The following is a 23,580-nucleotide window of genomic DNA, read 5'->3' as shown; positions in this document are numbered from 1 at the left end:
TGGCCCTTCGTGGATCCAACCCCGCGTAGACTGACTCGCTCGCACCACGCTTCAGGAGGACGTCCCGTGTCCGATGCACCGACCCAACACGCCACCTCGGAAAGCGCTCTCGGAGCCTTCCTCCGGAAGGACCTCGTGGGCGGTGCACTGCTGCTCGGCGCTATGGTGGCCGCTCTCGTCCTGGCGAACTCGCCCTTGGCCGACCTCTACTTCCAGGTCCGTGACTACGAGATCGGCACGGAGGCAGTTCCCGGACTCATGCACACGGTGGGTGAGTGGGCCGCCGACGGATTATTGGCGATCTTCTTCTTCCTGATCGGCCTTGAGCTCAAGGCAGAGTTCGTGGACGGCGAGCTGCGCAATCCACGACGCGCGGCCCTGCCGATCGTGGCAGCCGTCGCCGGAGTCGCGCTGCCGGCTCTGATCTTCGTGGGCGTCAACACGATGAACCGGGCAGATCCCGCCACCATGCACGGTTGGGCGATCCCCACCGCCACGGACATCGCCTTCGCCGTGTCGGTCCTGGCCGTGGTCGGGTCAAAGCTGCCCGTCGCCATGCGGACGTTCCTGCTGACCCTGGCCGTCGTGGACGACCTGATCGCGATCATGATCATCGCAATCTTCTACAGTCACGGCATCAACCTGCTGTCCCTGGGTGGCGCACTGATGACCGCAGCCGTGTACTGGGTGATCACGCACCGTTTCACGGACTTCTTCATGACCAAGAAATGGGCCGCGTGGGCAGTCCTGCTTCCATTGGCCGTTGTCACCTGGTTGTTGATTTACAACGGTGGGGTGCACGCAACCATCGCCGGGGTTCTGCTCGGATTCGCCACCCCGGTGTTCCGGGTTCCTCCGCGCCTGATCACAGATGAGGCGCCAGTTCTGGGTCTGGCCCCCGAGCTCGAGCACCGTTTCCGGCCGTTCGCGAATGCCATCGCCGTTCCCGTGTTCGCGTTCTTCTCCGCGGGTGTGGCGGTGGGTGGATGGTCCGGGTTCAAGGACTCCTTGGGCGACCCCGTGGCAGTCGGGATCATCTTGGGTCTGTTCTTCGGCAAGGCTGTTGGAATCTTCGGATCTTCCTGGCTCATGGACCGATTCACCCCTGCCAGCAAGGACTCCGACTACTCGTGGATCGATCTCCTGGGGCTCGCGATCGTGGCGGGCATCGGATTCACCGTGTCGCTGCTCATCGCCGATCTGTCCTTCGGGACGGGCTCCGCTCACGACGACCACGCCAAGGTGGGTATCTTGACCGGCTCGATGATCGCCGCACTCGTGGGCGGCTGCCTGCTGCTGATTCGCAACCGTCACTACGGTGCGTTGCGCGCGGCCGGACACGAGGTCGACACCTACGACGCCTGAGCGCCTCGGTTTCTGAAGAGCGGCACCACGGGGAACGTCAGCCTCTGAGGGCGTCCTCGACCTCGCCGCGCTGAGAAATCCCCAGTTTGTCGAACAGGCGGTACACGTGGCCTTCCACGGTGCGCCGCCCGAGCCCCAGCTCCGCAGCCACCTGGGCATTCGTGAGCCCCTGCGCGACCAGTTCGGCGACCTGTTGCTCCCGAGCGGTCAGGGTCGCGTTCCGTCGCCCTCCTGCGGCCGAGCGGGGACGCATGTACCGGCCCGTGGCCTTGAACGCCGCGTCGGCGGCCTCCGTGACCGCGGTGACCACAGCCTTCGGCGCGTACGGGCTCAACAACACCAAGGAGCGTTCCAGCGCGTCCCCCGCTAGGCCGTCGATTCCAGCGGCGTGGCACTGGAGACCGACGGTGACCAGCTCCTCCACGTCCACGGACAGAACAGCCCGGCAGATGCGGTGGACCAGTTCCTGGTAGAGCCCGCTGGTGCCGTGTGAGACCTCCAGGAGCTTTCGGATGAAGGCGTCCTCGCCCGTCTGCATGATCTGGGCGAGCGCGAAGTGCGCGGTGACCACTTCACCGTCGGCCGTGGCCGACTCCAGGACCCCCAGGATCGTGCTGAGGTCCGCTGCGTTGTCCTGAGCAGTGCGCGCCACGGCGTCGAACAGTGCCGCGGCCCATCGCAGCGGAAGCAGGTCTGCGTCCGGCAGGGACGGGTCCGTGGGTTCCGGCAGGTCCTCCCGTTCCGCGAGTCGTCCGGTGGTGAGGAACGTGGTCAGTTCCAGGGCGCGCCGACACATAGCCAGGAGGTGCGGTGCCGTGTCGTCGCGCGAACACGCCACGGCAGCCCGGAAGTAGCCGTGAGCGGAATCCGCCGTGCCGCGGATGAGGTGGTGCATGCCCGTGGCCGCGTAGTAGTGGCCGGCCAGGGCAAGGTACGGGGCCGAGTCCTCCGGGCCCCATGTGTTGGGCAGTGCACTCAGCGGGGTCACGGGGTCACCGCTGAGTGCCCCCGCCCAGAGTCTTCCGATGCGCGCCGAATCCGTGAACACGCCCAGCAGCCCGGGCCGGTCCTCGGCCAGCAGGAGCGCCCTCGACCATGCCTCGGCGGAGGCATTCAGGTCGGCGCGCCGGGTCAGGTGGCGCCCGGAGAGGCACAGTCCCAGCATGGCGATCTCGGGGACGTCACTGTGGCAAGCGTGTTCCCAGACCTCCGGGCGGTCCTCCTGGCCGAAACGTCCCCAGTCCGCCCAGAGCTGGACCAGCTCGGCGCAGTGTTCGAAGAACCGCTCGTCCTCCGCCGACGAGCCGTCTTCGGCACCGTCTCCGGGGTCATCTGCCGCGTCACCCGCCGCGTCGTCTCCCGCGTCGTCTCTCGCGGCCAACGCACTGCGTGACAGCTGCTCCCAGCGGCTCGCCCACGTCGCGGGAGAGTACGGCAGTTCGCCAGCGCCCAGGAGGATCCCCTCGCAGGTCATGAGGAGACGAAGCTGCCTCGTGTCCAGCGCGGAGGTGTCGATGGCCGCGGCAATCGCCCCCGCCTCCAGGTGGTGGCGCAGCTTGATGCGGGCCCGGAGCCGTTCGAGATCAGCGGCGGACTGCCGGGCGGTGTCCATGGGGCCCTCCACCGTGCGGAGGGCGTAATCGGCCCAGAGCCTGTCATTGGCCGCTGCCGCCAGGGAGACGAGTTCACCGCTGTCCACCGCCGTCCCCGTGTTCACGGCCCACGCGGCGCGGGTTTCCGGGCCGAGCCCGCCGTCGAGAACGGAGTCGTGCTGCGCGCCCAGGTGGACCGCCAACCCCGGGGGAAGGTGTTGCCGGACGGCCTCGGCGAAGTGCTCACAACTGGGAAGCAGGCTCCACCGCTGGCCCTCGAAACGGCTCTGCACCATCCCGGATTCCAGCAGGGCCTCCAGGTCCTCACCCAGGGCGCCGTTGACGCGGGGGTTCATCTCGATCCGCTCGGCCAGGACGACGACGAACAGTGCCTCCCGCTGCGCGGCGGTCAGCTGGGCCAGTTGCACCGCCACGACCTCGCGCAGTTCGTCGGAAACACCTTCCACGGGCCCCGTGAAGTGCCACAGACCGTCGTCGAAGACCAAGAGTCCGTCCTCGCGGGCCCGGTCCAGGTAGGAGATCACGAGGCGCGGAACACCCGCCGTGAGCATCGTGGTCCACTGCGCGGTGAGTGACGGAACCACACCACCGAGTTCTTGTTCCATGAGCTCCCGCACACCGTCGCCGTCAAGGGCGGACAGGGTGTGTGCGCGCAGCAGCCCCCGGCGCAGCACGGGGAGGAGATCCCCGGCTGCATGGGTAGCCGAGGCCGTGGACGCGACCAGAATGACCTTCACCAGCCCCGCGCCCAGCAGCGCGGAGACCATCTGCTGGGCAGCCGGGGGCATGCGATGCAGATCCTGGATGACCATGACGGGCGTGGGCCCGGTTGCGCTTCGTCGCTCGCGGCAGACCCCGGCCACCAGGTCCAGTGCCGCCGCGGGGTCGTGGAGCGGCGCTTCGGGAAGCCCCCGGTCCTGCGCCAGGGCGGCCACCATGAATGCAAGCCCACCCAGCGGGGAGTCGATGGTGCCCTCCGGCTGGTGTTCGGCGCGCAGGATGGGTACGGCCCCCACGAGTTCCGCCAGGACGGCCCGCGCAACCGTGGAGGTTCCGGCCCCGAAGACGCCGTGGATCACGACGCCCATGCACGCACCGTCCCGCAGGTCGTTCACGGCCGCCTCCACGGCCTGGGCCCGGGAGGCCACCAGGTGCGTCGGCTGCAGACGGGCTCGAAGTCCCCGGTGTCTGGCACTGCGGTCACCATCCGCCGTGGGCTTGGGCAACACGTTGCGGTGCCCAGGTCCTCTGCTGCGGTCGATCGTCGTGTTCGAAGGGTTCACGCAGTCCCCACTCTCCACGCGTCCACCAGTTCGGTACGCCGTGACAGTGCGAGCTTGCGCAGCACCTGCCGCATGTGACCTTCGACGGTGCGGCGGGACAAGCCCACCTCCTCGGCGATGGCCTGGTTGGTCAACCCGGCCGCCGCCAGATCGGCGACCTCCCGTTCCCGGGTCGTGAGAACGGCAGCCATGACCAACGACGGGGTGTCCGTCACCCCGGCGTCATCGCCCCCGAGTTCGTCGTCGGGAAAAGCGACGACGGGCCCCGCTGTCGTGGTGTTGCCACGTTCGCCGACGAGGCGTTCGAGGAACCCTGCGAGCCCGAGATCCCCCATGGCAACGGCTCCGCGCAATGCGGCGCGCATGTCCGTGATCCGCTGCCCGTCCAGTGCCTGGGCAAGTGCTCCGAGGGTCTCCGCCCAGGCGCCCTGGCACCGCGCGGAGACGGTGAGGAGATCCTGCACGGCCAGCTCGGAACCGGCCCTGGCCAGAGCTTGCAGAAAGACCAGTGCCAGGCCGTCGGCTCCGCGCGCCACGGCGTCGTCGGCCCGGGACCGCCACCGCTGCACACCATCGGCCACGTCCCCCAGCAGCAGTTCCGCCAGTCCGCGGAAGTAGTCACCGACGGCTCGGTAGAAATATGACTCCTGGACATCCATGGTCTCGACCAGCCGGAGCAGGGCCTTGGCCGAGTCCGATTGACCGATCCACGCGTAGGCGCACGCGGTGGCGCTCACCACCAGCTGCGGCACCGGGAAGTCGTTGTCGGACTCGCTGTCCCGCAGGCCCTCGGAGAGGTGCTGCAGCGCCTTGCGGGGCCGACCCGAGAGCAGGAGCACCGCCCCGAGCACCAGGTTGTGGCGAACCCAGCCAGGGTTGTGGGCGAAGGCATCGTCCCCCCGCCACGCCTCTTGGAGGATCACCGGCCACTCCCCCGCCAGGATGCCGGCGAGCATCGCGGCGTCCACCGTGTGGCGTCGCGCCAGATTCGCGTTGCGGGCCGAGGTGTCGACTCGAACAGCGCGGGCCAGCTGCGCCTGCCCGTCCAACGGGCGCCCGGCGATGGCGCTGGCTTTCGCCGTCATCCCGACCATGAGGGCGCGGGTGGTGCGGTCCACCCTGCTGCCCGCGGACACGCGACTCACCGAGTCCGCCAGGTCCGTGTACTCCCCCAGGAAGTCGTCCATGACCCACCGGCCGGTCAGCGCAGCCTCCCGCAGCGCCTTGGCCTGGGCCAGCGACTGGGGGTCGTCCGAGTCTTGAACGAGTTTCCTGTGCTGGCGTTGCGCGGTCTCCAGGAGCTGCTCGAATTCACCGGGCTCACGCCTGGACTGTGTGCTCATGGCCGCCAGGACGTAGAGCGCTTCGACCTCACGGGTGGTCAGGCCCTTGGCCTGCGCGTCCGCGTCGGCCTCCAACAAGGGCCGTGCGAGTTCGGTGGCGGCGTCGATGCGCCCCAGGCTGGCCAGAGCCAGGGTGTGCAGGCCGCGCAATGGTGCCGATTCGTTGCCCAGGGCCTCGATGAGAGCGTGGACCGTTCCGTAGTCCGCGTTCTCGGCCGCTTCCTCGGCCAGTTGCGCCACCCGCGACTCGTCCAACGCGAGCCCCAGGTCATGGCGCCACAGGAGCAGGTCCGCGGCGGCTCCGGCACTCAACCGGACGTCGGTCAGATACGGCGTCAGGCTCTCGCAGAGTTCCCGGTCGATCTCGGGCGGGGTGGTGGCGGCAACGGTGTCCGCCACCCAGGGGTTCGCGATGCACACCGCTCTGGCCACCCCCGAACCCGTGAGGCGCAGGACGTCGGTGTCCCGCAGGGCGTCCAGGTCCTCGGCCCCGTACAGGTCGACCAGGATGACCGCCGCGAAGTCACGGACCCGGGCCAGGATGCGCAGAATGCGCTCCTGGTTCCCGCTGACGTCGGGACCGTGCGCGAGCGAACGCGGTGGCCCAGGAGTGGCGTCCAGATGACCCAGCGCAGCCACGGCGTGCCCGGGAATTCCAGCCGAGGCCCTCAGCACCGCGGTGGCTTCCGTGAACGGCACCCTGCGTTGCAGCAGGAAGCGGCCCAGCTCCATGACGTCGGTGACATCGAGTTCCGGTACCCGACGTTCGTGGAGCATTCCGTCCCGCCACAACGTGCCCAGTGCGCGACCTGCCAACCGGACCGCCGTTGCCGTCACCAGCAGGCCGATCTCCTGGTTCCGGACCAGCTCCGTGAGGGCTCGCCTGTCGGCCTCGGCCACCGTGTTCACGTCGTCCACGACGACGACCGTGGGTCGGTCGTTTGAATCCGCGGCCAACCGGGAGCGGTACCGAAGGTAACGGTCCACGGCCGAATCAGCGCCCATGGGCTCGTCCATGTCCTCCCACCGCACGATCCGTGAGGTGGACTGCAGCTGGTCCACGACCTCCTCCATCAGGACCGATTTGCCGATGCCCTGGGGGCCGGTCAGGAGCACGTTGAGTCCGTAGGATTCCCGGCGACCCAGCGCGACGAGTTCCTCGACCAGCGCGACCCGGTTGGGCAGGCGTGCCCGACCGGCTCGCTCGGAGGTGCTCATGCGGACTCCGCGAGCGCCTTGGTCAACGCCGCTTCGGTGGCCACCCAGGCCAGCGCGGCGCATTTCACGCGCGCCACGAAGCGGGAAACCCCCACGAATGCGACGGCGTCCCCGAGCAGTTCCTCATCGGGTTCGTGGTTTCCGCGCGAGCGCAGCATCTCCCGGAACTCTTCGATCTGGATCCGCAGGGTGCCCAGGTCGGTACCCGGGGCCATCTCCGAGAGCACGGAGGCCGCCGCCATGGAGATCGAGCACCCGTCGCCCTGCCAGCTCAGGGACGAAATCCGGTCGCCGTCCACGCCCACGCGCACCAGGATCTCGTCACCGCAGGTCGGGTTGTATTCGTGATGACATCCGGCGGCGGTCTCACCTTCCAGGGGTGATTCGTCCGGCGCCGCCAGACCTTCGCCGATCCGGCGCTTGGAATGATCGAGGATGACGTCCTGGTACATCTGATCCAGTGCGCTCATGGTGGTTCAGCTCCTTCAGTCGTCCACGCGGAAGTAGCGCCGCACCCCGGAGAGTTCTTCCAGGAACCGGTCGACGTCGTCGGTCGTGTTGTAGAGGTAGGTGCTCGCCCGGGTGGTCGCGGTCAGGCCCAGCCGCCGGTGCAGCGGCTGGGCGCAGTGGTGTCCGACCCGCACGGCCACACCGGCGACGTCGAGCAGCTGCCCGACGTCGTGGGAGTGCACGCCTTCGACCGACACGGAGGCCAGGCCCACCCTCTCCTGCCCCGGCCGGGGGCCGACCAGGCGAACCCCGGGCAATTGCGAGACACCGACGGCGAGCCGTTGACCCAGGTGCGCCTCCCACGCGGCCACCTTGTCCATTCCGACGTCGGTGAGGAACCGGACCGCCGCCGCGAGGGCCACGGCCTGGGAGATGCGCTGGGTCCCGGCCTCGAACCGGGTGGGGGCGGGGAGGTACTCGCTGCGTTCCATGGTCACGGAGGTGATCATCGATCCGCCCGTGAGGAAGGTGGGCAGCGAATCCAGGAGTTCACCACGTCCGTAGAGCACCCCGATGCCCGTGGGGCCCAGCATCTTGTGGCCCGAGAACGCGGCGAAGTCCACGTCCAGGGCATGGAAGTCCACCGGAAGATGCGGGACCGACTGGCAGGCGTCCAGCACGGTGAGGGCGCCCACGCGTTTGGCGGCGGCCACGAACGCGGCGACGTTGTTGACCGCCCCCGTGACGTTCGAGACGTGGGTGAAGGCGATGACCTTGGTCCGTTCACCCACGAGGTCGTCCAGGGTGTCCATGCGCAGCAGTCCGTCGTCGTCCACGGGGACCCAGCGCAGGGTCGCGCCGGTGCGCGCGCACAGTTCCTGCCAAGGCACCAGGTTGGCGTGGTGCTCCGATTCGGTCACCAGGATTTCGTCTCCCGGGGCCAACGCGAAGCGTCGGGAGTCAGGTCCTGCCCCGTTGCTTCCCGCGGTGGCGTTGGACATGGCGTAGGTGACCAGGTTGATCGCCTCGGTGGCATTGGAGGTCCAGACCACCTCGCGTTCCTCCGCGCCCACGAACTGCGCCACGGTGCGCCGGGCGTCCTCGAAGGCGTCGGTGGCTTCGACGGCGAGCGTGTGCGCCCCGCGGTGCACCGCGGCGTAGGACTGCGTCAGGAAGGTCTGTTCCGCGGACAGAACGGCCTCCGGCCGCTGGGACGTGGCACCCGAGTCCAGGTACACCAACGGCTTGTCCCCGACCGTGCGGCGGAGGACGGGGAACCGCGCCGCCAGTTCCCGTGCCTGTTCGTCGTCCAACACCCCGGCCGGCTCACCGGGAGCGGGAACGACGGAGGGAACGACGACGGGAGCGGGTCGATCAGGGCTGCTGTCGGAGTGCACGAGGGACCTCCTGGGGGATCTGCGCTGCGGCGGTGGCGCGATGCGGGTGTTGCGGGTGTGGCAGTGGGGGTGTCCGCGCGACCGCCACCGGGGTGCACGCGGGCGAAGCGTGGCTTCCACGGTAGTCCAGTGCCGGAAAACCACGGGTCACACGTCGTCATTGCGTCCGGTGAACGGTCAGCGGGCGTGGACGCTGTTCTGCGCGGCGGTCAGTCCGTCGTCGATGATCTTCTCGACCGCGTCCGCGGCGGTGTCCAGCAACAACGGGAGGGCAGTGGCCTCCGTGGTGGTGAAGGGCTTGAGGACGAACGCCGCGGTGTCCATCCGACCCGGAGGGCGTCCCACTCCCACCCGGACCCGCAGGTAGTCCTTGGTGCCCAGGACCTTGGAGATGTCCCGCAGCCCGTTGTGCCCGCCTTCGCCCCCACCGCGTTTGAGTTTGACGGTGTCGAAATCGATGTCGAGTTCGTCGTGCACCACGATCAGGTGATCCGGGGCGGCGCCGAAGAACTTCAGGATGTTGACCACCGGAGCACCGGAGACGTTCATGTACGTCAGGGGTTTGACCAGCACCACTCGCGGGCCGCCCGGCCGTAGCCGGGTCTCCGCGATCTGGGCGCGCGACTGCTTGTGCACGGAGAACTTCTCCCCCGTGCGAGCCGCCAATTCGTCCACGACCATGTGTCCGACGTTGTGTCGGGTGCGTTCGTACTGCGGTCCGGGGTTGCCCAGGCCCGCCACGATCCACCGATCCGTCATTGCCTCATCCCATTCAGTGCGTTGCGTTCATCCGCCACCGGGCGCCGCCCGGACCGTCAACGGGTGACGGCACCCGAACCGCAGACCGGTTCGGGTGCCGTCAGGCGCATCGGGGAGATGCGCTCACTCGTCGTCGGAGGACTCCTCGGAGGATTCCTCGGTAGCGCCCTCGGCTTCCTCGCCCTCGGTCTCTTCGCCGGTCTCCTCTTCCTCGCCCAGGTCCTGCTCGACGGGCTCGGAAACGTTGACCACCAGCATCTCGGCGTCGGTGACCAGCTCAACGCCGGCCGGGAGCTCGACGTCGCTGGCCAGGACGTGCTCGTTGGGCTCACGGCCTTCGATCGAGACCTCGAACTGCTCGGGCACCTTGAGGGCGTCCACCAGGACGGTCAAGGAGGTCTCTTCCTGGTTGTACATGGCGGTCGGGGCGACCTCGCCGGTGAGGACCAGGGGAACGTCCACCTCGACCTTTTCTCCGCGCTTGACCGTCAGCAGGTCGATGTGGAGGATCTCCGGGCGGATCGGGTGACGCTGGACGTCCTTGAGCATGCACAGGTGCTCTCCGTCGGCCAGGACCTCGATGACGGCGTTGGAGTTACGTGCGACCAGCATCATCTCGTGGCCCGGGAGAGACACGTGGATGGGGTCGTGGCCGTGGCCGTAGATGACGGCCGGAATCTGATCGTTCGCGCGGATGCGGCGGGCGTAGCCCTTGCCGAAATCGGTGCGGACCTCGCCGGGGATGCGGATGACGTCGACCATGGTGGTGGACTCCTCGTGTTGATGAGCAATGACAAATGTGTTGCGCCGGCCCAGGGCGACCGACTCATTGCCTCAACACGGTGATCTCGTCGTTGCCCCGCATGAAGCGCGGAAGCGTGCTTCCGCGGGGCGGAATGCGACGGGAACTCGTGCGATTTCCAAGCCAGCCTCGTCGATAACGGGTCCTCCTGCGGCGTGACGCGCACGCGCGGACTTCCCCTCGCCTCGGCAACCCAACGACTTTAGCACGAGAGCACCACAGCGCCGCGACCTGCTGTGACACCCACCACTTGGTCCACAGGTCCATGTTTTGGACACATCTGGGGACGCCTATAGTGGGTCGTTGCTCGTAGGATAAAAAGAGCTGGGTCAAGCGACGGACGCCCTAACCGCGATGGGGATCGCGCTGGTTTCGTCGCCCGGCCACAGTCGCCCGGTTGGACACGGGCGGCTCTTGGGGCTTTCAGCCGAATGCAACGGTCCAGCGCGCGACGACGAACCCGTTTCCGTGCTGCCCGCCCGCTCTCCGGCTGTGTCGGCACACCCGGCAATGACGCCCCGATGCGGTGTCGAGGATCGACACCCTGAATCGTCTTGAACGGTTGACTTCACAAAGGTTGACCTCATGAGGGGGAGGAACAACACGATGGCCAGTATCACCGACTCCTCGGTGGACGGCATGAGTGCCCGGCATCGGGCCACCGGAGCCGCTCGTCACGACCGTGACGCCCAACGCGGCCCGGCACCCGCCCGGATGCCCGCCGAGAGCGACGGCACCCAGGCGCAACCCAGCACCGGTCCGGTCCGGATCCTGGACCCCAGCGGTCCGGAAGTAATTCCGGGCGAGACCCCTTCCGTGCCGGAGTCGCCCATCAAGCCCCGTGACGACTGGCGCTCCGCCTACGTGTGGTCCATGCGCCTGGTCGACGCCGTCGCCATCATCGCGACGCTGCTGCTGGCCCAGCTCGGACGCTTCGGGGCCGATGGGTCCAGGGGCGGCGGCGATCTCGAATGGCACGGAATGACCGTGAGCTACTGGTTCGTCGGCCTTGTCCTGGGCATCACCTGGTGGGCCTGGCTCGACCTGCGCGGGGCCCGGGCCATCCGCCTGATCGGGTACGGCGTGGAGGAGTCGCGCGAGGTCTCCACCGCGACGTTGATCTTCTACAGTGCGATCGCGATCATCTCGTTCGCCCTGTCCCTGCCCTTCGCCCGCGGGTACGTGATGATCGCCCTCCCCCTTGGGCTGGTCTTCCTGGTTCTCGGACGCTGGGGCCTACGCACCAGCTTGCTGTTCCGCCGTCGTCGTAATCGCTCGGCCATGTCCAGAACCATGGTCGTGGGCCGCCAACGCGGCACCCTGGAGACGGTGCAGTCGTTGCAGGACCACGTGGAAGCCGGCCTGGCACCGGTGGTCGCTTACTACCCCAAGGGGAAGCAACCGATTCCGGCCAAGTTGAAGGACATCGAGATCCGCAACACCCTCCCCGTCGGCGAACGCCCCACCGTGGCGGGAATCCTCGAGGCCGCGCATCGCAACCGCGTCCAGGCCCTGGTACTCACCAACAACTCGCCGTTGAGCTCTGCGGAGATCCGGCACCTGAGCTGGTACCTGGCCGACGCCCGCATCCGCCTGATCATGAACACGGGCCTCACGGACATCGCCGGCCCGCGCATCCACACCCAGCACCTGGCAGGTCTTCCGTTCATCCACGTCTCCACACCGCATCTTTCCCGGTCACGACGAATCATCAAGCGCGGCATGGACATCCTGGGCTCGATGTTCGCGCTGCTCGTGCTGTCCCCCGTCATGATCGCCGTGGCAGCCATGATCAAGGCACATGACCGTGGCCCGGTGTTCTTCGGCCAGGAGCGCGTGGGACTGGACGGATCACGGTTCAAGATGCTGAAGTTCCGCTCCATGTACACGGACGCGGAGGAACGCAAGGCGGCCCTGCTGGCCGCCAACGAATCCCAGGGCGACGTGCTGTTCAAGATGAAGGACGACCCCCGGGTGACGAAGCCCGGCAAGGTCCTCCGCCGGTACAGCCTGGACGAGCTACCGCAGTTCGTGAATGTCCTCAAGGGCGAGATGTCCCTGGTGGGCCCCCGCCCGCCGTTGGAGTCCGAGGTGGACAAGTACGAGGACTATGTTCACCGGCGGCTGCGGGTCAAGCCCGGGATCACCGGACTGTGGCAGGTCTCGGGACGCTCGGACCTGGACTGGGACCAGTCGGTGCGCCTGGACCTGTATTACGTGGAGAACTGGTCCGTGCTGGAAGACACCTTGATCCTGCTGCGGACGGTCAAGGCGGTCTTCGCGCCGTCGGGCGCGTACTGACAGCCGCGTCCGTACGCCAACCACCCGCCCGAATCCACCCTGCCGGTCCTGCCCGGTTGGAACCCCTGGTCACCAGGGGTTCCAACCGGGCAGGACCGCAACATAACGAAATGATCACGCTATACTCGCAGCGGTTCGGCTTCCAGCTTCCCCTCCCCCAGACGCCGGATGACCCCCGAAGAATAGGCGTACGCGTGATCCACACCAATCACTCGTCGCGGGGCTCTGCCACCGCGACCGCTGTCACCCTGTCCCTGATCCTCACCACACTGGCCATCTCCACCTCTGCCCCGGCCAATGCAAAAGAGGCCCCAACCCCGTCCGTGGTCAACGAATACGTAAGCCAGGAAGGAACTCCCCAGGGAGAACTCACCCTCACCGACGGCGATGTCGTGTCCTACGACCCCGGCGCGGTGGCCTCCTACGACGCACCGGAACTCCCGGACGCACCTCCCACGACCGGCGACGACAGCCCCGGAGCAACCATGGGCATGTACCAGAAGAGTCTTGATTCTGCGGGCCACCTATCGGAGGACTCCGCCGAAACCATGGACCAGATCCGCGAGGAGACCGACTCCCCGCAGGACGCGCCTGCCACCGGGTCGACGCCGCCCCCGTCCACTTCCTCACCATCCACCTCCTCCCCTTCCACATCCGCAACGGCCGACGACGGCGCCGCGACCCCGGCGGCCATGGGCCCGGCCGGGGCGATGTCGATGGTCACCGTGGGCGGAGCCTGGCAGCCCGCGGGCATCCAGGGCATGGACGTGTCCTCCTGGCAACCGTCCGTGAACTGGACCGGCGAGTACGCCATGGGCTCCCGGTTCGCCTACATCAAGGCCACCGAGGGCACCTCCTACCGGTCGCCGAGCTTCGACGAGCAGTACATCGGGTCCTACCAGAGTGGAATGATCCGCGGCGCCTATCACTTCGCCGTTCCCACCAAGACCTCCACGGGTGCGGCCCAGGCGGATTACTTCGTGAACAACGGCGGCGGGTGGTCGGCGGACGGGCGCACGCTGCCGGGCCTGTTGGACATCGAGTACAACCCGTATCCGGCCTACGGCAACATCTGCTACGACCTCACCCAGCAGGAGATGCGCGCCTGGATCAAGAGCTTCTCCGATCGCTACAAGCAGCGCACCGGCCGGCTCCCCGCCATCTACACCACCACGGACTGGTGGGAGCAGTGCACGGGCAACACGGACATGTTCAACAACCACCCGTTGCACCTGGCCAACTGGACGACCTCGCCCGGGCCCATGCCCAACGGGTGGAGCACGTACGACATCTGGCAGTACTCGGAGGCGGGCCCGTTCTCCGGGGACTCGAACGTCTACGGCGGCTCATGGTCACAGCTGCAGGACTTCGCCCGCAACGCCAACTACAAACCCCTGGGTGGGAGCTCCGGCACGGGCGTGACCGCACCGTTCAAGGACGTGTCCGCGACCAACCAGTTCGTCACGGAAATCAGGTGGGCCAAGGACAGGGGTTATCTGAAGGGATGGCCCGACGGGACCTTCCGCCCGACCGAGAACATCGACCGGGACGCGATGGCTGCCGTCACCTACCGCATGGTGGGTTCACCGGCCTACACCCCGCCCGCCCGGTCGCCGTACTCCGACGTCCCCACCACCCACCAGTTCTACAAGGAGATCGCATGGGCCCGCTCAAAGGGCCTGCTCAAGGGCTGGCCGGACGGGACCTTCCGACCCAACGCGGACATCACGCGTAATGCGACGGCGGCCCTGTTCTACCGCCTGGACGGTTCGCCCGCCTACACGGCACCGGCCACGTCGTCGTTCGCCGACGTCCGCCCCGGCCAACAGTTCTACAAGGAGATCCACTGGTTCGCGAACCAGGGCATCACCACGGGCTGGCCGGACGGGACCTACCGGCCGTTGAACGCCACCAACCGTGACGCCATGGCCGCCTTCCTCTACCGCTACGTCAACTGACCCCCTGGCGATCACCCGGTCGCCAGGAATCGGACCGTGGTCGGTCGGGCCCAACAGCCCGACCGACCACGCCGTCCGGATCCACCTCATCCACCCGCCCACAACAACCACAACAACCACAACATCGAATTCGGTGACAGCCCGGAACGCGTCAGCGGCCTTCCTCTCCTGGGTTGAATCTCAACCTGTGCCCGAAAGGAACAACCGCTCATGCCCATCGTGCCTGCCCAGCCGCCGCGCGCCACCCAGTCCTCCGCCGCAGCCCCGGCCTCACCCAGGCCCGCACGCCTCTGGCTGGCCGCGGCCGTGGTGTCCGCGGCCGCCGTCGTCACGGGCCCCCTGCTCTCCACGACGCCGGCCCACGCCGCCCAAGGGGACATCGTCAGCACCTCACAGGCAACACGTGACGGACATCGGCAGACGATCCTCACGGAGATCAACAAGTACCGCGCCTCCCGCGGGCTGGCGCCGGTCAAGTACTCCCCCACGCTCAGCGGAATCTCCCAGGACGAATCCAACCGAGTGGTGCGTGACGAGAACTTCAACCACTCCAACAACTTCCTCTCCGACTCGAGGTTCGGCGGAGCGACCACCAAACGGGAGATCACGGCCCTGGAGTACAGCGTCAATCCCGTGGCGCTGGTCAACTGGTGGAAGGGCTCCCCGTCGCACAACGCCGTGCTGCTGGATCCCAAGGTGACCGTGGTGGGCATCGGCGTCACCTTGGCGGACGGGAGCCTGGCGCGGACGGGTCAACCGTGGCGCATCGTCTCCGTGGTCAACGGTGGCGGATACGCCAACGGCGGCAAACCTGCGGACACCCGCAGTTCGGTGACCGGATCGACCACCACCCAGTCCGCCCCGGTCAAGGCCGCACCCACGTCCACACCCAAGCCGGCCGCGGCACCCGGCCCGTTCGTAGACGTGTCCGCCGCCCAACAGCACGCTTCCGCGATCTCCTGGGTCAAGAACCGGGGCTACCTGACGGGCTGGTCCGATGGAACCTTCCGCCCGCACTCCCCGATCGACCGGGACGCCATGGCCGCCGTCGCGTACCGGGTCTCAGGATCCCCCGCTTTCACGCCCCCAGCGGTCTCCCCGTTCCGCGACGTGTCCACGAGCCACCCGTTCTACAAGCAGATCACCTGGGCCAGGTCCCAGGGCCTGCTCGAAGGCTGGCCTGACGGAACGTTCCGGCCCAACGATGACATCACGCGTGACGCCACGGCCGCTCTGTTCCACCGCATGGCCGGATCTCCCGCAGTCGGCTCCGCGGCGAGCTTCACCGACGTGTCAGCGGGCCAGGCTCATTCGGAGGCGATCCGTTGGATGGCAGCGTCGGGGGTGTCCAAGGGCTGGTCCGACGGCACCTACCGCCCACTGGAGACCACCAACCGGGACGCGATGGCCGCCTTCATCCAGCGGTACCTCCAACGCTGACCGCAGGGTGGTCTGAGCAGCTTTCGACACGGAAAAGTGCCGATCCAGTGACTGGATCGGCACTTTTCCGTGTCGCAAGCTCTCGTGTCGATCAGGAGTGGCCGTTGAACAGGCTCGTGACCGACCCGTCCTCGAACACTTCCTGGATCGCGCGCGCCAGCAGCGGCGCGATGGAGAGCACCTCCAGGTTCTCGAACCGGTGCTCCTCCGGCACCGGCAGAGTGTCCGTCACGACGACGGAACGCGCCCCGCAGTTGGACAACCGCTCGACCGCGGGGTCGGAGAACACAGCGTGCGTGGCCGCGATGATGACGTCCTTCGCGCCGTGCTCCCGCAGGACCTTGACCGCACCGGAGATGGTTCCCGCGGTGTCGATCATGTCGTCGATCAGCACACAGGTCCGGCCCTCGATCTGGCCCACGACCTCCTTGGACTCTGCCTGGTTCGGGCGGGTGATGTCACGGGTCTTGTGCACGAAGGCCAGTGGCGTGTGGCCCAGCAGCTCGGCCCACATCTCAGCCACGCGCACGCGACCGGTGTCCGGGGAGACCACGGTGATCTCGTCGTCGCCCACCATGGACTTCACGTAATCAGCCAGGATCGGGATGGCCATGAGGTGGTCCACGGGCCCGTCGAAGAAGCCCTGGATCTGGGCCGTGTGCAGATCCACCGACATCAACCGGTCCGCGCCCGCGGTCTTGTACAGGTCCGAGATCAGACGGGCGGAGATGGGCTCACGGCCACGGTGCTTCTTGTCCTGCCGCGCGTACGGGTAGAACGGGGCAACCACGGTGATCGAACGCGCCGACGCCCGCTTGAGGGCATCCAGCATGAGCAGCTGCTCCATGATCCACTGGTTGATCGGCGCGGGGTGGGACTGGATCAGGAACGCATCGGCGCCGCGCACCGACTCCCCGAACCGGACGTAGGTCTCACCGTTGGCGAAGTCATAGGCATCCGTGGGCACCAGATCGGTCCCCAGTTCACGGGCCACGTCTTCTGCCAGCTGCAGGTGGGCCCTGCCGGAGAGCAGGACCATACGGTTGTCACCTGAGTTGAGGATCCCGGTCATCGTGACTCGCTTTCTCGAGCATCGCTGTGGCTGGTGGTCGAATCCTGGGCGGCCTGGGCTGCGTCGGCTGCTGCGGTTCCCGCGCGGTTGTCCAGCACCCAGTTCTCCACGATGACCTGACGGCCTTCGGTCAGTGCCAACGCCCCCGCCGGAACGTCCTTGCGCACGGTGGTCGAAGCACCCGAGTAGGCACCGTCGCCGACCGTCACGGGAGCAACGTACATGTTGTCCGACCCCATGCGGACGTGGTTTCCGATTGTGGTCCGGTGCTTGTTCACGCCGTCGTAGTTCACGAAAACGCTTGCGGCCCCGATGTTGGAGTGCTCACCGATGGTGGCATCCCCCACGTAGGACAGGTGCGGGACCTTGGAGCCCGCGCCGATCTGCGCGTTCTTGGTCTCCACGTACGTGCCGATCTTGCCGCCGGCACCCAACTCCGTTCCCGGACGGAGATAGGCGAAGGGTCCGACGCTGGAGCCTTCGCCGAGAGTGGAGTCGGATCCGTGGGTACGCACGACGATGGCGCCGCGCCCCACCCGCACGTTGGTCAACGTGGTCTCCGGGCCCACCACGGCGTCCTCGCCCACGGAGGTGATGCCGTGCAGCTGGGTGTTGGGGTGGATCACGGCATCGGCGGCGATGGCCACGTCCGAGCCGATCCAGGTGGTCGCGGGGTCGATCACGCTCACCCCGTTGCGCATGTGGGACTCGACCGTGCGCCGGTTGAGGTAGCGACCCAGCTCGGCAAGCTGGACGCGGTCGTTGGCGCCCTCCAACTCCATGTAGTCGCCCATGGTCAGGGCGTCCACAAGCCCGCCTTCGGCGCGGGCGATCGCGGGGACGTCCGTCAGGTACATCTCACCCTGGGCGTTGTTGACGTCGACCTTGTCCAGCGCGTCACGCAGGACGGTGGCGTCGAAGGCGAAAATCCCGGAGTTGACCTCGGCCACGGCCCGTTCGGCCTGGTTGGCGTCCTTGAACTCGCGGATGTCGGCGAAGGAACCGTCCGCGTCGCGCAGGATCCGGCCGTACTTGCCCGGCTCCGGGTGGATGGCGGTCAGCACGGTGACGGCGTTGCCGCGGGAATCGTGGTGGGCCACCAGGTCCCGCAGGGTGTCCGCGGTCAGCAGCGGAACGTCACCGTAGGTGACCACCACGGTGCCTTCGACCGGGGCGTTCTCGTCGAGCTTCTGCAGCCCGGCCAGGACGGCCGATCCCGTTCCGGGGACGTCGGACTGGTCGGCGATCAGGGCCTGGGGGTCGAAGTCCAGGACGTGCTGGGCCACGCGGTCACGGTCGTGGCGAACCACGACGACCAGTCGCTGGGGGTCCAGGGTGCGGGCCGCGGCCAGCGCGTGCCCCACCATGGACCGGCCACCGATCTCGTGCATGATCTTGGGCAGTTTGGACTTCATCCGGGTGCCCTGACCCGCAGCCAGGACGATGACAGCGGCCGGTTGCGCGATGCCCTCCCCTGCGTTGTACTCGGGGCCCTGCTCGGCGTCGGTGCTGGTCACGATCTGGCTGCTCCTCGTGATCGACTGGCCCGCGCCCCGTCCGCAGAACTGCGCCGGGTGGCGGGCATCGACTGGTGTCGATTCGTTCCGCCTCTAGGGTTCGAACCTAGACTCCACGGCTCCAAAGGCCGGGGTGCTGCCAATTACACCAAGGCGGAGCGTCACGGGAATCCCCGTGGTCAGCCCGGTGAAGGGACCGTCAATTCCCGGGGTGACTTCCGTGACGGTGCACGAAGTGCACGGTCAGTCACCCTATCATTCGGGCCGCACCGGACTTTTCCCTTGCGCGCAGTCCGTACCCTTGTCTGGTGGCTCATTTGTTGAACGGCGAGAACCTGCACCTGTCCTTCCCCACCCGCACCGTCCTGGAGGGTGTGACGGTGGGTATCGACGGCGGCGACCGCATCGGGATCGTCGGCCGCAACGGCGACGGCAAGTCCACGCTCATGAAGATTCTCGCGGGGCGACTCGACCCCGATGAAGGCCGTGTGACCTCTCGCTCCGGCACCCGGATCGGCATGCTCGATCAGGCGGACGTGTTGGACCCGACCCAGACCGTGGGGCAGGCCGTCGTCGGGAATCGCGACGAACACGAGTGGGCGGGCGACGCCAAGGTCCGCGACGTCATCGGTGGCCTGGTGGCGGATCTGGACTGGAAAAAGCCCGTGGGCGAGCTCTCCGGCGGACAACGACGACGCACCGCACTGGCAGCCCTGTTGGCCCAGGAATGGGACGTCCTGTTCCTGGACGAGCCCACTAACCACCTGGACGTGGAGGGTATCGCGTGGCTGGCCCAACACCTCAACAAGCGCTGGTCCAAGAACCAAGGTGGGTTGGTGGTCGTGACCCACGACCGGTGGTTCCTGGACGAGATCTCGACCTCCACCTGGGAGGTCCACGACCGGATCGTGGAGCCCTTCGAAGGCGGGTACGCCGCCTACGTGCTGCAGCGCGTGGAGCGCGACCGTCAGGCCGCGGTGGCCGAGGCCAAGCGGCAGAACCTGATGAAGAAGGAGCTGGCCTGGTTGCGCCGCGGCGCACCCGCACGCACTTCCAAACCGAAGTTCCGGATCGACGCCGCCAACGAACTGATCGCAGATGTCCCGCCGCCGCGGGACACCGTGGCCCTGTCCAAGATGGCGGTCACCCGGCTGGGCAAGCGCGTGGTGGACCTGGAAGACATCTCGGTCACCTATATGGGCTCCCGCGAGGGGTACTCCCCCGACGGCGAATCGGTGGCCTCGACCGAGCCGCGCACCGTGCTCGACGGCGTCACCTGGCAGATCGCCCCCGGCGAGCGCACGGGGATCCTGGGTCGCAACGGTGCGGGCAAGTCCACCCTGTTGCAGGTGGTCACGGGTGAACTCGAACCCACCGCGGGGCGAGTGGTGCGCGGCAAGACCGTCAAGGTGGCGGTGCTGACCCAGCAGCTGCGGGAGCTGGAGGAGGTGGCGGACGACCGGGTCTCGGACGTCGTCGGGCGGAAGAAGACCTCCTACGTGGCCGACGGAAAGGAGATGACTCCGGGTCAGTTGCTGGAACGCCTGGGATTCACCAGCGCGCAGTTGTCCACTCCGGTCCGGGATCTCTCCGGCGGGCAGAAGCGCCGACTGCAGTTGCTCATGATCCTGTTGGACGAACCGAACGTGCTGGTGCTGGACGAGCCCACGAACGACCTGGACACGGACATGCTCGCGGCCATGGAGGACCTGCTGGACACCTGGCCGGGCACGTTGCTGGTGGTCTCCCACGACCGGTATCTGCTGGAGCGCGTCACCGATCAGCAGTACGCCTTGTTGGACGGGAGGTTCCGCCACCTGCCCGGTGGGGTGGACGAATACCTCCGGCTCGCGGCCGCGACTGACACGGGCGCGGCGGCGTCGAACCCGCTGGCTGCCGCGTCCGCGGCCTCCGATTCCGCTTCCGACGACCCGAAGCTCTCGGGGGCTGAAGCTCGCGCGGCTCAGAAGGAGGTCGGGGCGATCGAGCGGCGCATGGAGAAACTCGCGGGCCTCATCGAGGCCAAGCACACGGAGATGGCCGCTCACGACCAGTCCGACTTCGAAGGCCTCGGCAAACTCACGGAGCAGCTGCGTGAATTCGAGGACGAGAACACGGAACTCGAGGAACGCTGGCTCGAGCTCTCCGAACAGCTCTGATCCCAAGCCCTACCCAAGCCCTACGAAAACACCCTTATGTCTGTGTGGAGTCGGCCTCGTAGGCGCACCGTCTCCACGCAGACATGAGCTTGTGAGCGGGAAGGATCAGAACCGGGTGATCTCCTCGGTCGGTTCCTTCTCCGGGCTGCGCAGCAGGTTGGCCACCCAGGCGACGAGCCACAGCGCGACTCCGATGACCAACAGACCACCGGCGATTTCATACTGCAGCCATTCCTCCCGGGAACGAGCCCAGGGGCCGGCCAGGAACAGCGAGAACAGTGCGCCCAGGACGGGCAACACGGTGGGAGTGCGGAATCCGCCCTCCGGTGTGGGGTCGCGCCGCAGCACCAGGACGGCGACGTTGACCACGGCGAACACGCACAGCAACAGCAGCGCGGTGGTGCTGCCCAGCGCGGACACGATGCCGCTCTCCGAGTTCTGGTTCACGTAGGCGATCAAGCCGATGGCCAGCAGGGTGCTGAAGATGATGGCCACCCACGGGGACTTCCGCTTGGGCAGGACCTTGCCCAAGACCTTCGGGAGCACCTCCTGCCGGGCCAACCCGTAGAGCAGGCGGCTGGCCATGAGCATGTTGATCAAGGCGGTGTTGACCACGGCGAAGACGGTCAGGAACGGGAAGATCGCGTCCACGGGGATCCCGGGAGCGCCGATCCGGACGACGTCCAGCAGGATGCCGGCGTCGGGATTCTTGGGGTTCGCGATGTCGCCCGCGGGGACGACCATGATCACGGTGGCGGCCACGAGCATGTAGATGATCGCGCACAGTCCCAGGCCGGTGAGCATGATCTTGGGGAAGATCTTCTTGGGGTTCTTGGTCTCCTCGACCAGGTTGACCGAGTCCTCGAAGCCCACCATCGCGAAGAAGGCGATCGCCGTGGCCATGGAGACAGCGCCGAACACACTGCGGTCCTGCGGGGTCTCGAAGACCACCAAGCGCCCGGGATCACCCTCGCCCTGGGCGATCGCAATGCAACCGATCACGATGATCACGGCCATGACCGCCAGGGTCACAACAGTTAGCACCACGTTGAACTTCACGCTCTCGCCCACACCACGCAGGTTGATGGTGGCCAGCACCACCATGATGCCCATGGCCATGAACATGGTGGCGGTGGCGGTCTGCGGGATGCCGTCGATGTACTGGCTCACGCCGATCAGCAGGTTCTTGCCCACTAGCGTGGCCGAGGTGGCGGCGCTGGTGATGCCCGAGCTGGCCACGGTGAACGCCACGATGAACGTCACGAAGTGAATGCCGAAGGCCTTGTGCGTGTACAACGCCGCACCGGCCGCGTACGGGTACTTGGTCACCAGCTCCAGGTAGGAGAACGCGGTGAGCGTGGCGATCACGAACGCGAGCAGGAACGGGAGCCAGGCCATGCCGCCCACCTGACCGGCGACTCGTCCCGTGATCGCGAAGATTCCGGCGCCGATGATGTCACCCATGATCAGGAGCAACAGCAGTTTGGGACCGATCACGCGGTGCAGTTCACCGTCGTGATCTCCACCTTCGATCATCGCGACGGCCTGGGTGTCGAGCTTCGACATGACCCCACCTCTTTCCTAGGTCTTCGGGGTTCACCAGCAACTCACAGCAAAATCTTGTGGAACCCGCAGGTGAAGAAGATAACCCGCCCGGGCTCCCGTCACTGCATCCGACAACCCTCACGCCGTAAACAGGACGTTACGGGTTCGTGTGGGGGGTTGTGACAGAACCTCCCCTGAAGCCAGTTCCGGATCGTTTCATAGAACGTGGGCGCCGATACTGGTGGCACAGTCGAACGCGAAGGAGGACACCGTGCGCGGAGTCATCATGGAAAAGCCCGGGGTCGTCACGGTCGTGGACCGCGAGGACCCCACGATCGTCGACCCCACGGACGCGGTCATCTCGATCAAGGCGACGTGCATCTGCGGTTCGGACCTGTGGCCGTACCGGGGCATCGAGCCGGCAGACCACCTCAAGATGGGGCACGAGTACGTGGGCGTGGTCGAGGAGGTCGGTTCCGAGGTCACCACCATCGCACCGGGCGATTACGTGGTCGGTTCCTTCGTCATCTCGGACAACACGTGTGAGATCTGCCAGTCGGGATTCCAGTCCAAGTGCGTCCACGCCGAGTTCGTGCACGGCGGCATCGGAACCCAGGCCGAGAAGGCTCGCATTCCGTTGGCCGACGGCACCCTGGTCAAGACCCCGGGCGAGCCCGACGCCGAGATCGTGCCGTCGCTCCTGGCGGCCTCCGACGTGCTCGGCACGGGGTGGTTCGCAGCCGTCGGCGCGGAGGTCGGACCCGGGAAGACGGTCGCCGTCGTCGGTGACGGCGCGGTAGGCCTCATGGCCATCCTGGCCGCCAAGCAGCTGGGTGCGGAACGGATCATCGCGATGTCCCGCCACCCGCAGCGCCAGGAACTGGCCCGCTACTACGGCGCCACGGACATCGTGGAGGAGCGCGGGGACGACGGCGTGGCCAAGATCAATGAGCTCACCGACGGACTGGGTGCCCACTCGGTCATCGAGGCCGTGGGAACCCAGGAGTCCTTCATGCAGGCCGTGGGCGCCACCCGCGGCGGTGGCCACCTGGGCTACGTCGGTGTGAACTACGACGTGACCATCCCCGGTATCCAGCTGTTCTTCGCGGGAATCCACACGCTCGGCGGCCCCGCCCCCGTCCGCCGGTTCCTGCCCGAACTCATCCAGTTGATCTGGGACCGCAAGATCGACCCGGGCAAGGTCTTCGACCTCACCCTCCCCCTCGAGGAAGCGGCCGAAGGTTACAAGGCCATGGACGAACGCCGCGCCACCAAGGTCTTCCTGACCACGGACTGAGGCAAACGCAGCCGACGGCCGCCCGCGGTTGTCCGACCCGAAAGGTCCCGCCCTCATCGTG

General features: G+C 67.3%; 15 protein-coding genes and 1 tRNA gene. 6 read left to right on the top strand and 10 right to left on the bottom strand.

Going from position 1 to position 23,580, the window contains the following annotated elements; all coding sequences use genetic code 11:
• Positions 1-66 precede the first annotated feature (66 nt).
• Positions 67-1,365, top strand: coding sequence for a Na+/H+ antiporter NhaA (gene nhaA, locus EDL96_RS06880; protein ID WP_233568740.1), 1,299 nt, complete (start codon positions 67-69; stop codon positions 1,363-1,365).
• Positions 1,366-1,402: 37 nt separating this feature from the next.
• Here nhaA and EDL96_RS06875 read toward each other — a convergent pair whose 3' ends face one another.
• From EDL96_RS06875 to EDL96_RS06850, 6 genes are all read right to left on the bottom strand, one after another.
• Entirely contained in the window at positions 1,403-4,261 is a 2,859-nt protein-coding gene (locus tag EDL96_RS06875) for a helix-turn-helix transcriptional regulator (protein WP_123825055.1), read from the bottom strand.
• Positions 4,258-6,822 carry a helix-turn-helix transcriptional regulator gene (locus EDL96_RS06870; protein ID WP_123825054.1) on the bottom strand — a complete coding sequence of 855 codons (2,565 nt, stop codon included), beginning with the start codon at positions 6,820-6,822 and terminating at the stop codon, positions 4,258-4,260. Before EDL96_RS06870 ends, EDL96_RS06875 begins: the two co-directional genes overlap by 4 nt.
• Positions 6,819-7,292, bottom strand: coding sequence for a Fe-S cluster assembly sulfur transfer protein SufU (sufU, locus tag EDL96_RS06865; protein WP_123825053.1), 474 nt, complete (start codon positions 7,290-7,292; stop codon positions 6,819-6,821). Before sufU ends, EDL96_RS06870 begins: the two co-directional genes overlap by 4 nt.
• A 15-nt stretch (positions 7,293-7,307) precedes the next feature.
• A complete protein-coding gene (locus EDL96_RS06860; RefSeq protein ID WP_407656920.1) occupies positions 7,308-8,585 on the bottom strand; it encodes a SufS family cysteine desulfurase in 1,278 nt (425 codons plus the stop codon).
• Positions 8,586-8,846: 261 nt separating this feature from the next.
• A complete protein-coding gene (gene pth, locus EDL96_RS06855; RefSeq protein ID WP_123825052.1) occupies positions 8,847-9,428 on the bottom strand; it encodes an aminoacyl-tRNA hydrolase in 582 nt (193 codons plus the stop codon).
• A gap of 123 nt (positions 9,429-9,551) precedes the next feature.
• Positions 9,552-10,190, bottom strand: coding sequence for a 50S ribosomal protein L25/general stress protein Ctc (locus EDL96_RS06850; protein WP_123825051.1), 639 nt, complete (start codon positions 10,188-10,190; stop codon positions 9,552-9,554).
• 646 nt (positions 10,191-10,836) lie between these two features.
• Here EDL96_RS06850 and EDL96_RS06845 point away from each other — a divergent pair.
• From EDL96_RS06845 to EDL96_RS06835, 3 genes are all read left to right on the top strand, one after another.
• On the top strand, positions 10,837-12,531 hold the full coding sequence (locus EDL96_RS06845; protein WP_233568739.1) for a sugar transferase: 1,695 nt from the start codon (positions 10,837-10,839) through the stop codon (positions 12,529-12,531).
• Between the two features lie 110 nt (positions 12,532-12,641).
• A complete protein-coding gene (locus tag EDL96_RS06840; protein WP_233568738.1) occupies positions 12,642-14,489 on the top strand; it encodes a GH25 family lysozyme in 1,848 nt (615 codons plus the stop codon).
• A 210-nt stretch (positions 14,490-14,699) separates the two neighbouring features.
• Positions 14,700-15,929 carry a CAP and S-layer homology domain-containing protein gene (locus EDL96_RS06835; RefSeq protein ID WP_123825050.1) on the top strand — a complete coding sequence of 410 codons (1,230 nt, stop codon included), beginning with the start codon at positions 14,700-14,702 and terminating at the stop codon, positions 15,927-15,929.
• A 91-nt stretch (positions 15,930-16,020) separates the two neighbouring features.
• On the opposite strand, the gene EDL96_RS06830 is transcribed toward EDL96_RS06835, so the two are convergent.
• The 3 genes from EDL96_RS06830 to EDL96_RS06820 all read right to left on the bottom strand — a co-directional run bounded on the left by EDL96_RS06830 (position 16,021) and on the right by EDL96_RS06820 (position 18,676).
• The gene (locus tag EDL96_RS06830) at positions 16,021-17,001 is read right to left on the bottom strand and encodes a ribose-phosphate diphosphokinase (RefSeq protein ID WP_123825049.1); all 981 of its coding nucleotides are present in this window, start codon (positions 16,999-17,001) and stop codon (positions 16,021-16,023) included.
• Positions 16,998-18,518 (bottom strand): bifunctional UDP-N-acetylglucosamine diphosphorylase/glucosamine-1-phosphate N-acetyltransferase GlmU, encoded by a 1,521-nt coding sequence (gene glmU / locus EDL96_RS06825; RefSeq protein ID WP_267900143.1) that lies wholly within the window; start codon positions 18,516-18,518, stop codon positions 16,998-17,000. Before glmU ends, EDL96_RS06830 begins: the two co-directional genes overlap by 4 nt.
• A gap of 85 nt (positions 18,519-18,603) precedes the next feature.
• Positions 18,604-18,676, bottom strand: a tRNA-Gln gene (locus tag EDL96_RS06820).
• 150 nt (positions 18,677-18,826) lie between these two features.
• Here EDL96_RS06820 and EDL96_RS06815 point away from each other — a divergent pair.
• Entirely contained in the window at positions 18,827-20,677 is a 1,851-nt protein-coding gene (locus EDL96_RS06815) for an ABC-F family ATP-binding cassette domain-containing protein (protein WP_123825048.1), read from the top strand.
• Positions 20,678-20,782: 105 nt separating this feature from the next.
• On the opposite strand, the gene EDL96_RS06810 is transcribed toward EDL96_RS06815, so the two are convergent.
• Entirely contained in the window at positions 20,783-22,243 is a 1,461-nt protein-coding gene (locus tag EDL96_RS06810; RefSeq protein ID WP_123825047.1) for an APC family permease, read from the bottom strand.
• A 250-nt stretch (positions 22,244-22,493) separates the two neighbouring features.
• On the opposite strand from EDL96_RS06810, the gene EDL96_RS06805 reads away from it, so the two are divergent.
• Positions 22,494-23,519, top strand: a complete 1,026-nt coding sequence (locus EDL96_RS06805; protein ID WP_199732557.1) for a zinc-dependent alcohol dehydrogenase family protein — start codon at positions 22,494-22,496, stop codon at positions 23,517-23,519.
• Positions 23,520-23,580 lie beyond the last annotated feature (61 nt).

The sequence above is a fragment of the Kocuria soli genome (genome assembly GCF_003797835.1).
Lineage (GTDB): Bacteria > Actinomycetota > Actinomycetes > Actinomycetales > Micrococcaceae > Kocuria > Kocuria soli.
Note: the sequence above shows the minus strand (reverse complement) of the source record. Positions and strands in the feature narration are given on the sequence as shown.

Excerpts from the sequence above, each read along its gene's own strand:
- EDL96_RS06810 (WP_123825047.1), bottom strand. The coding sequence starts at position 22,243 with ATGTCGAAGCTCGACACCCAGGCCGTCGCGATGATCGAAGGTGGAGAT.
- sufU (WP_123825053.1), bottom strand. The coding sequence starts at position 7,292 with ATGAGCGCACTGGATCAGATGTACCAGGACGTCATCCTCGATCATTCC.
- EDL96_RS06830 (WP_123825049.1), bottom strand. The coding sequence starts at position 17,001 with ATGACCGGGATCCTCAACTCAGGTGACAACCGTATGGTCCTGCTCTCC.
- EDL96_RS06850 (WP_123825051.1), bottom strand. The coding sequence starts at position 10,190 with ATGGTCGACGTCATCCGCATCCCCGGCGAGGTCCGCACCGATTTCGGC.
- pth (WP_123825052.1), bottom strand. The coding sequence starts at position 9,428 with ATGACGGATCGGTGGATCGTGGCGGGCCTGGGCAACCCCGGACCGCAG.
- EDL96_RS06835 (WP_123825050.1), top strand. The coding sequence starts at position 14,700 with ATGCCCATCGTGCCTGCCCAGCCGCCGCGCGCCACCCAGTCCTCCGCC.
- EDL96_RS06845 (WP_233568739.1), top strand. The coding sequence starts at position 10,837 with ATGGCCAGTATCACCGACTCCTCGGTGGACGGCATGAGTGCCCGGCAT.
- EDL96_RS06840 (WP_233568738.1), top strand. The coding sequence starts at position 12,642 with ATGATCACGCTATACTCGCAGCGGTTCGGCTTCCAGCTTCCCCTCCCC.
- EDL96_RS06870 (WP_123825054.1), bottom strand. The coding sequence starts at position 6,822 with ATGAGCACCTCCGAGCGAGCCGGTCGGGCACGCCTGCCCAACCGGGTC.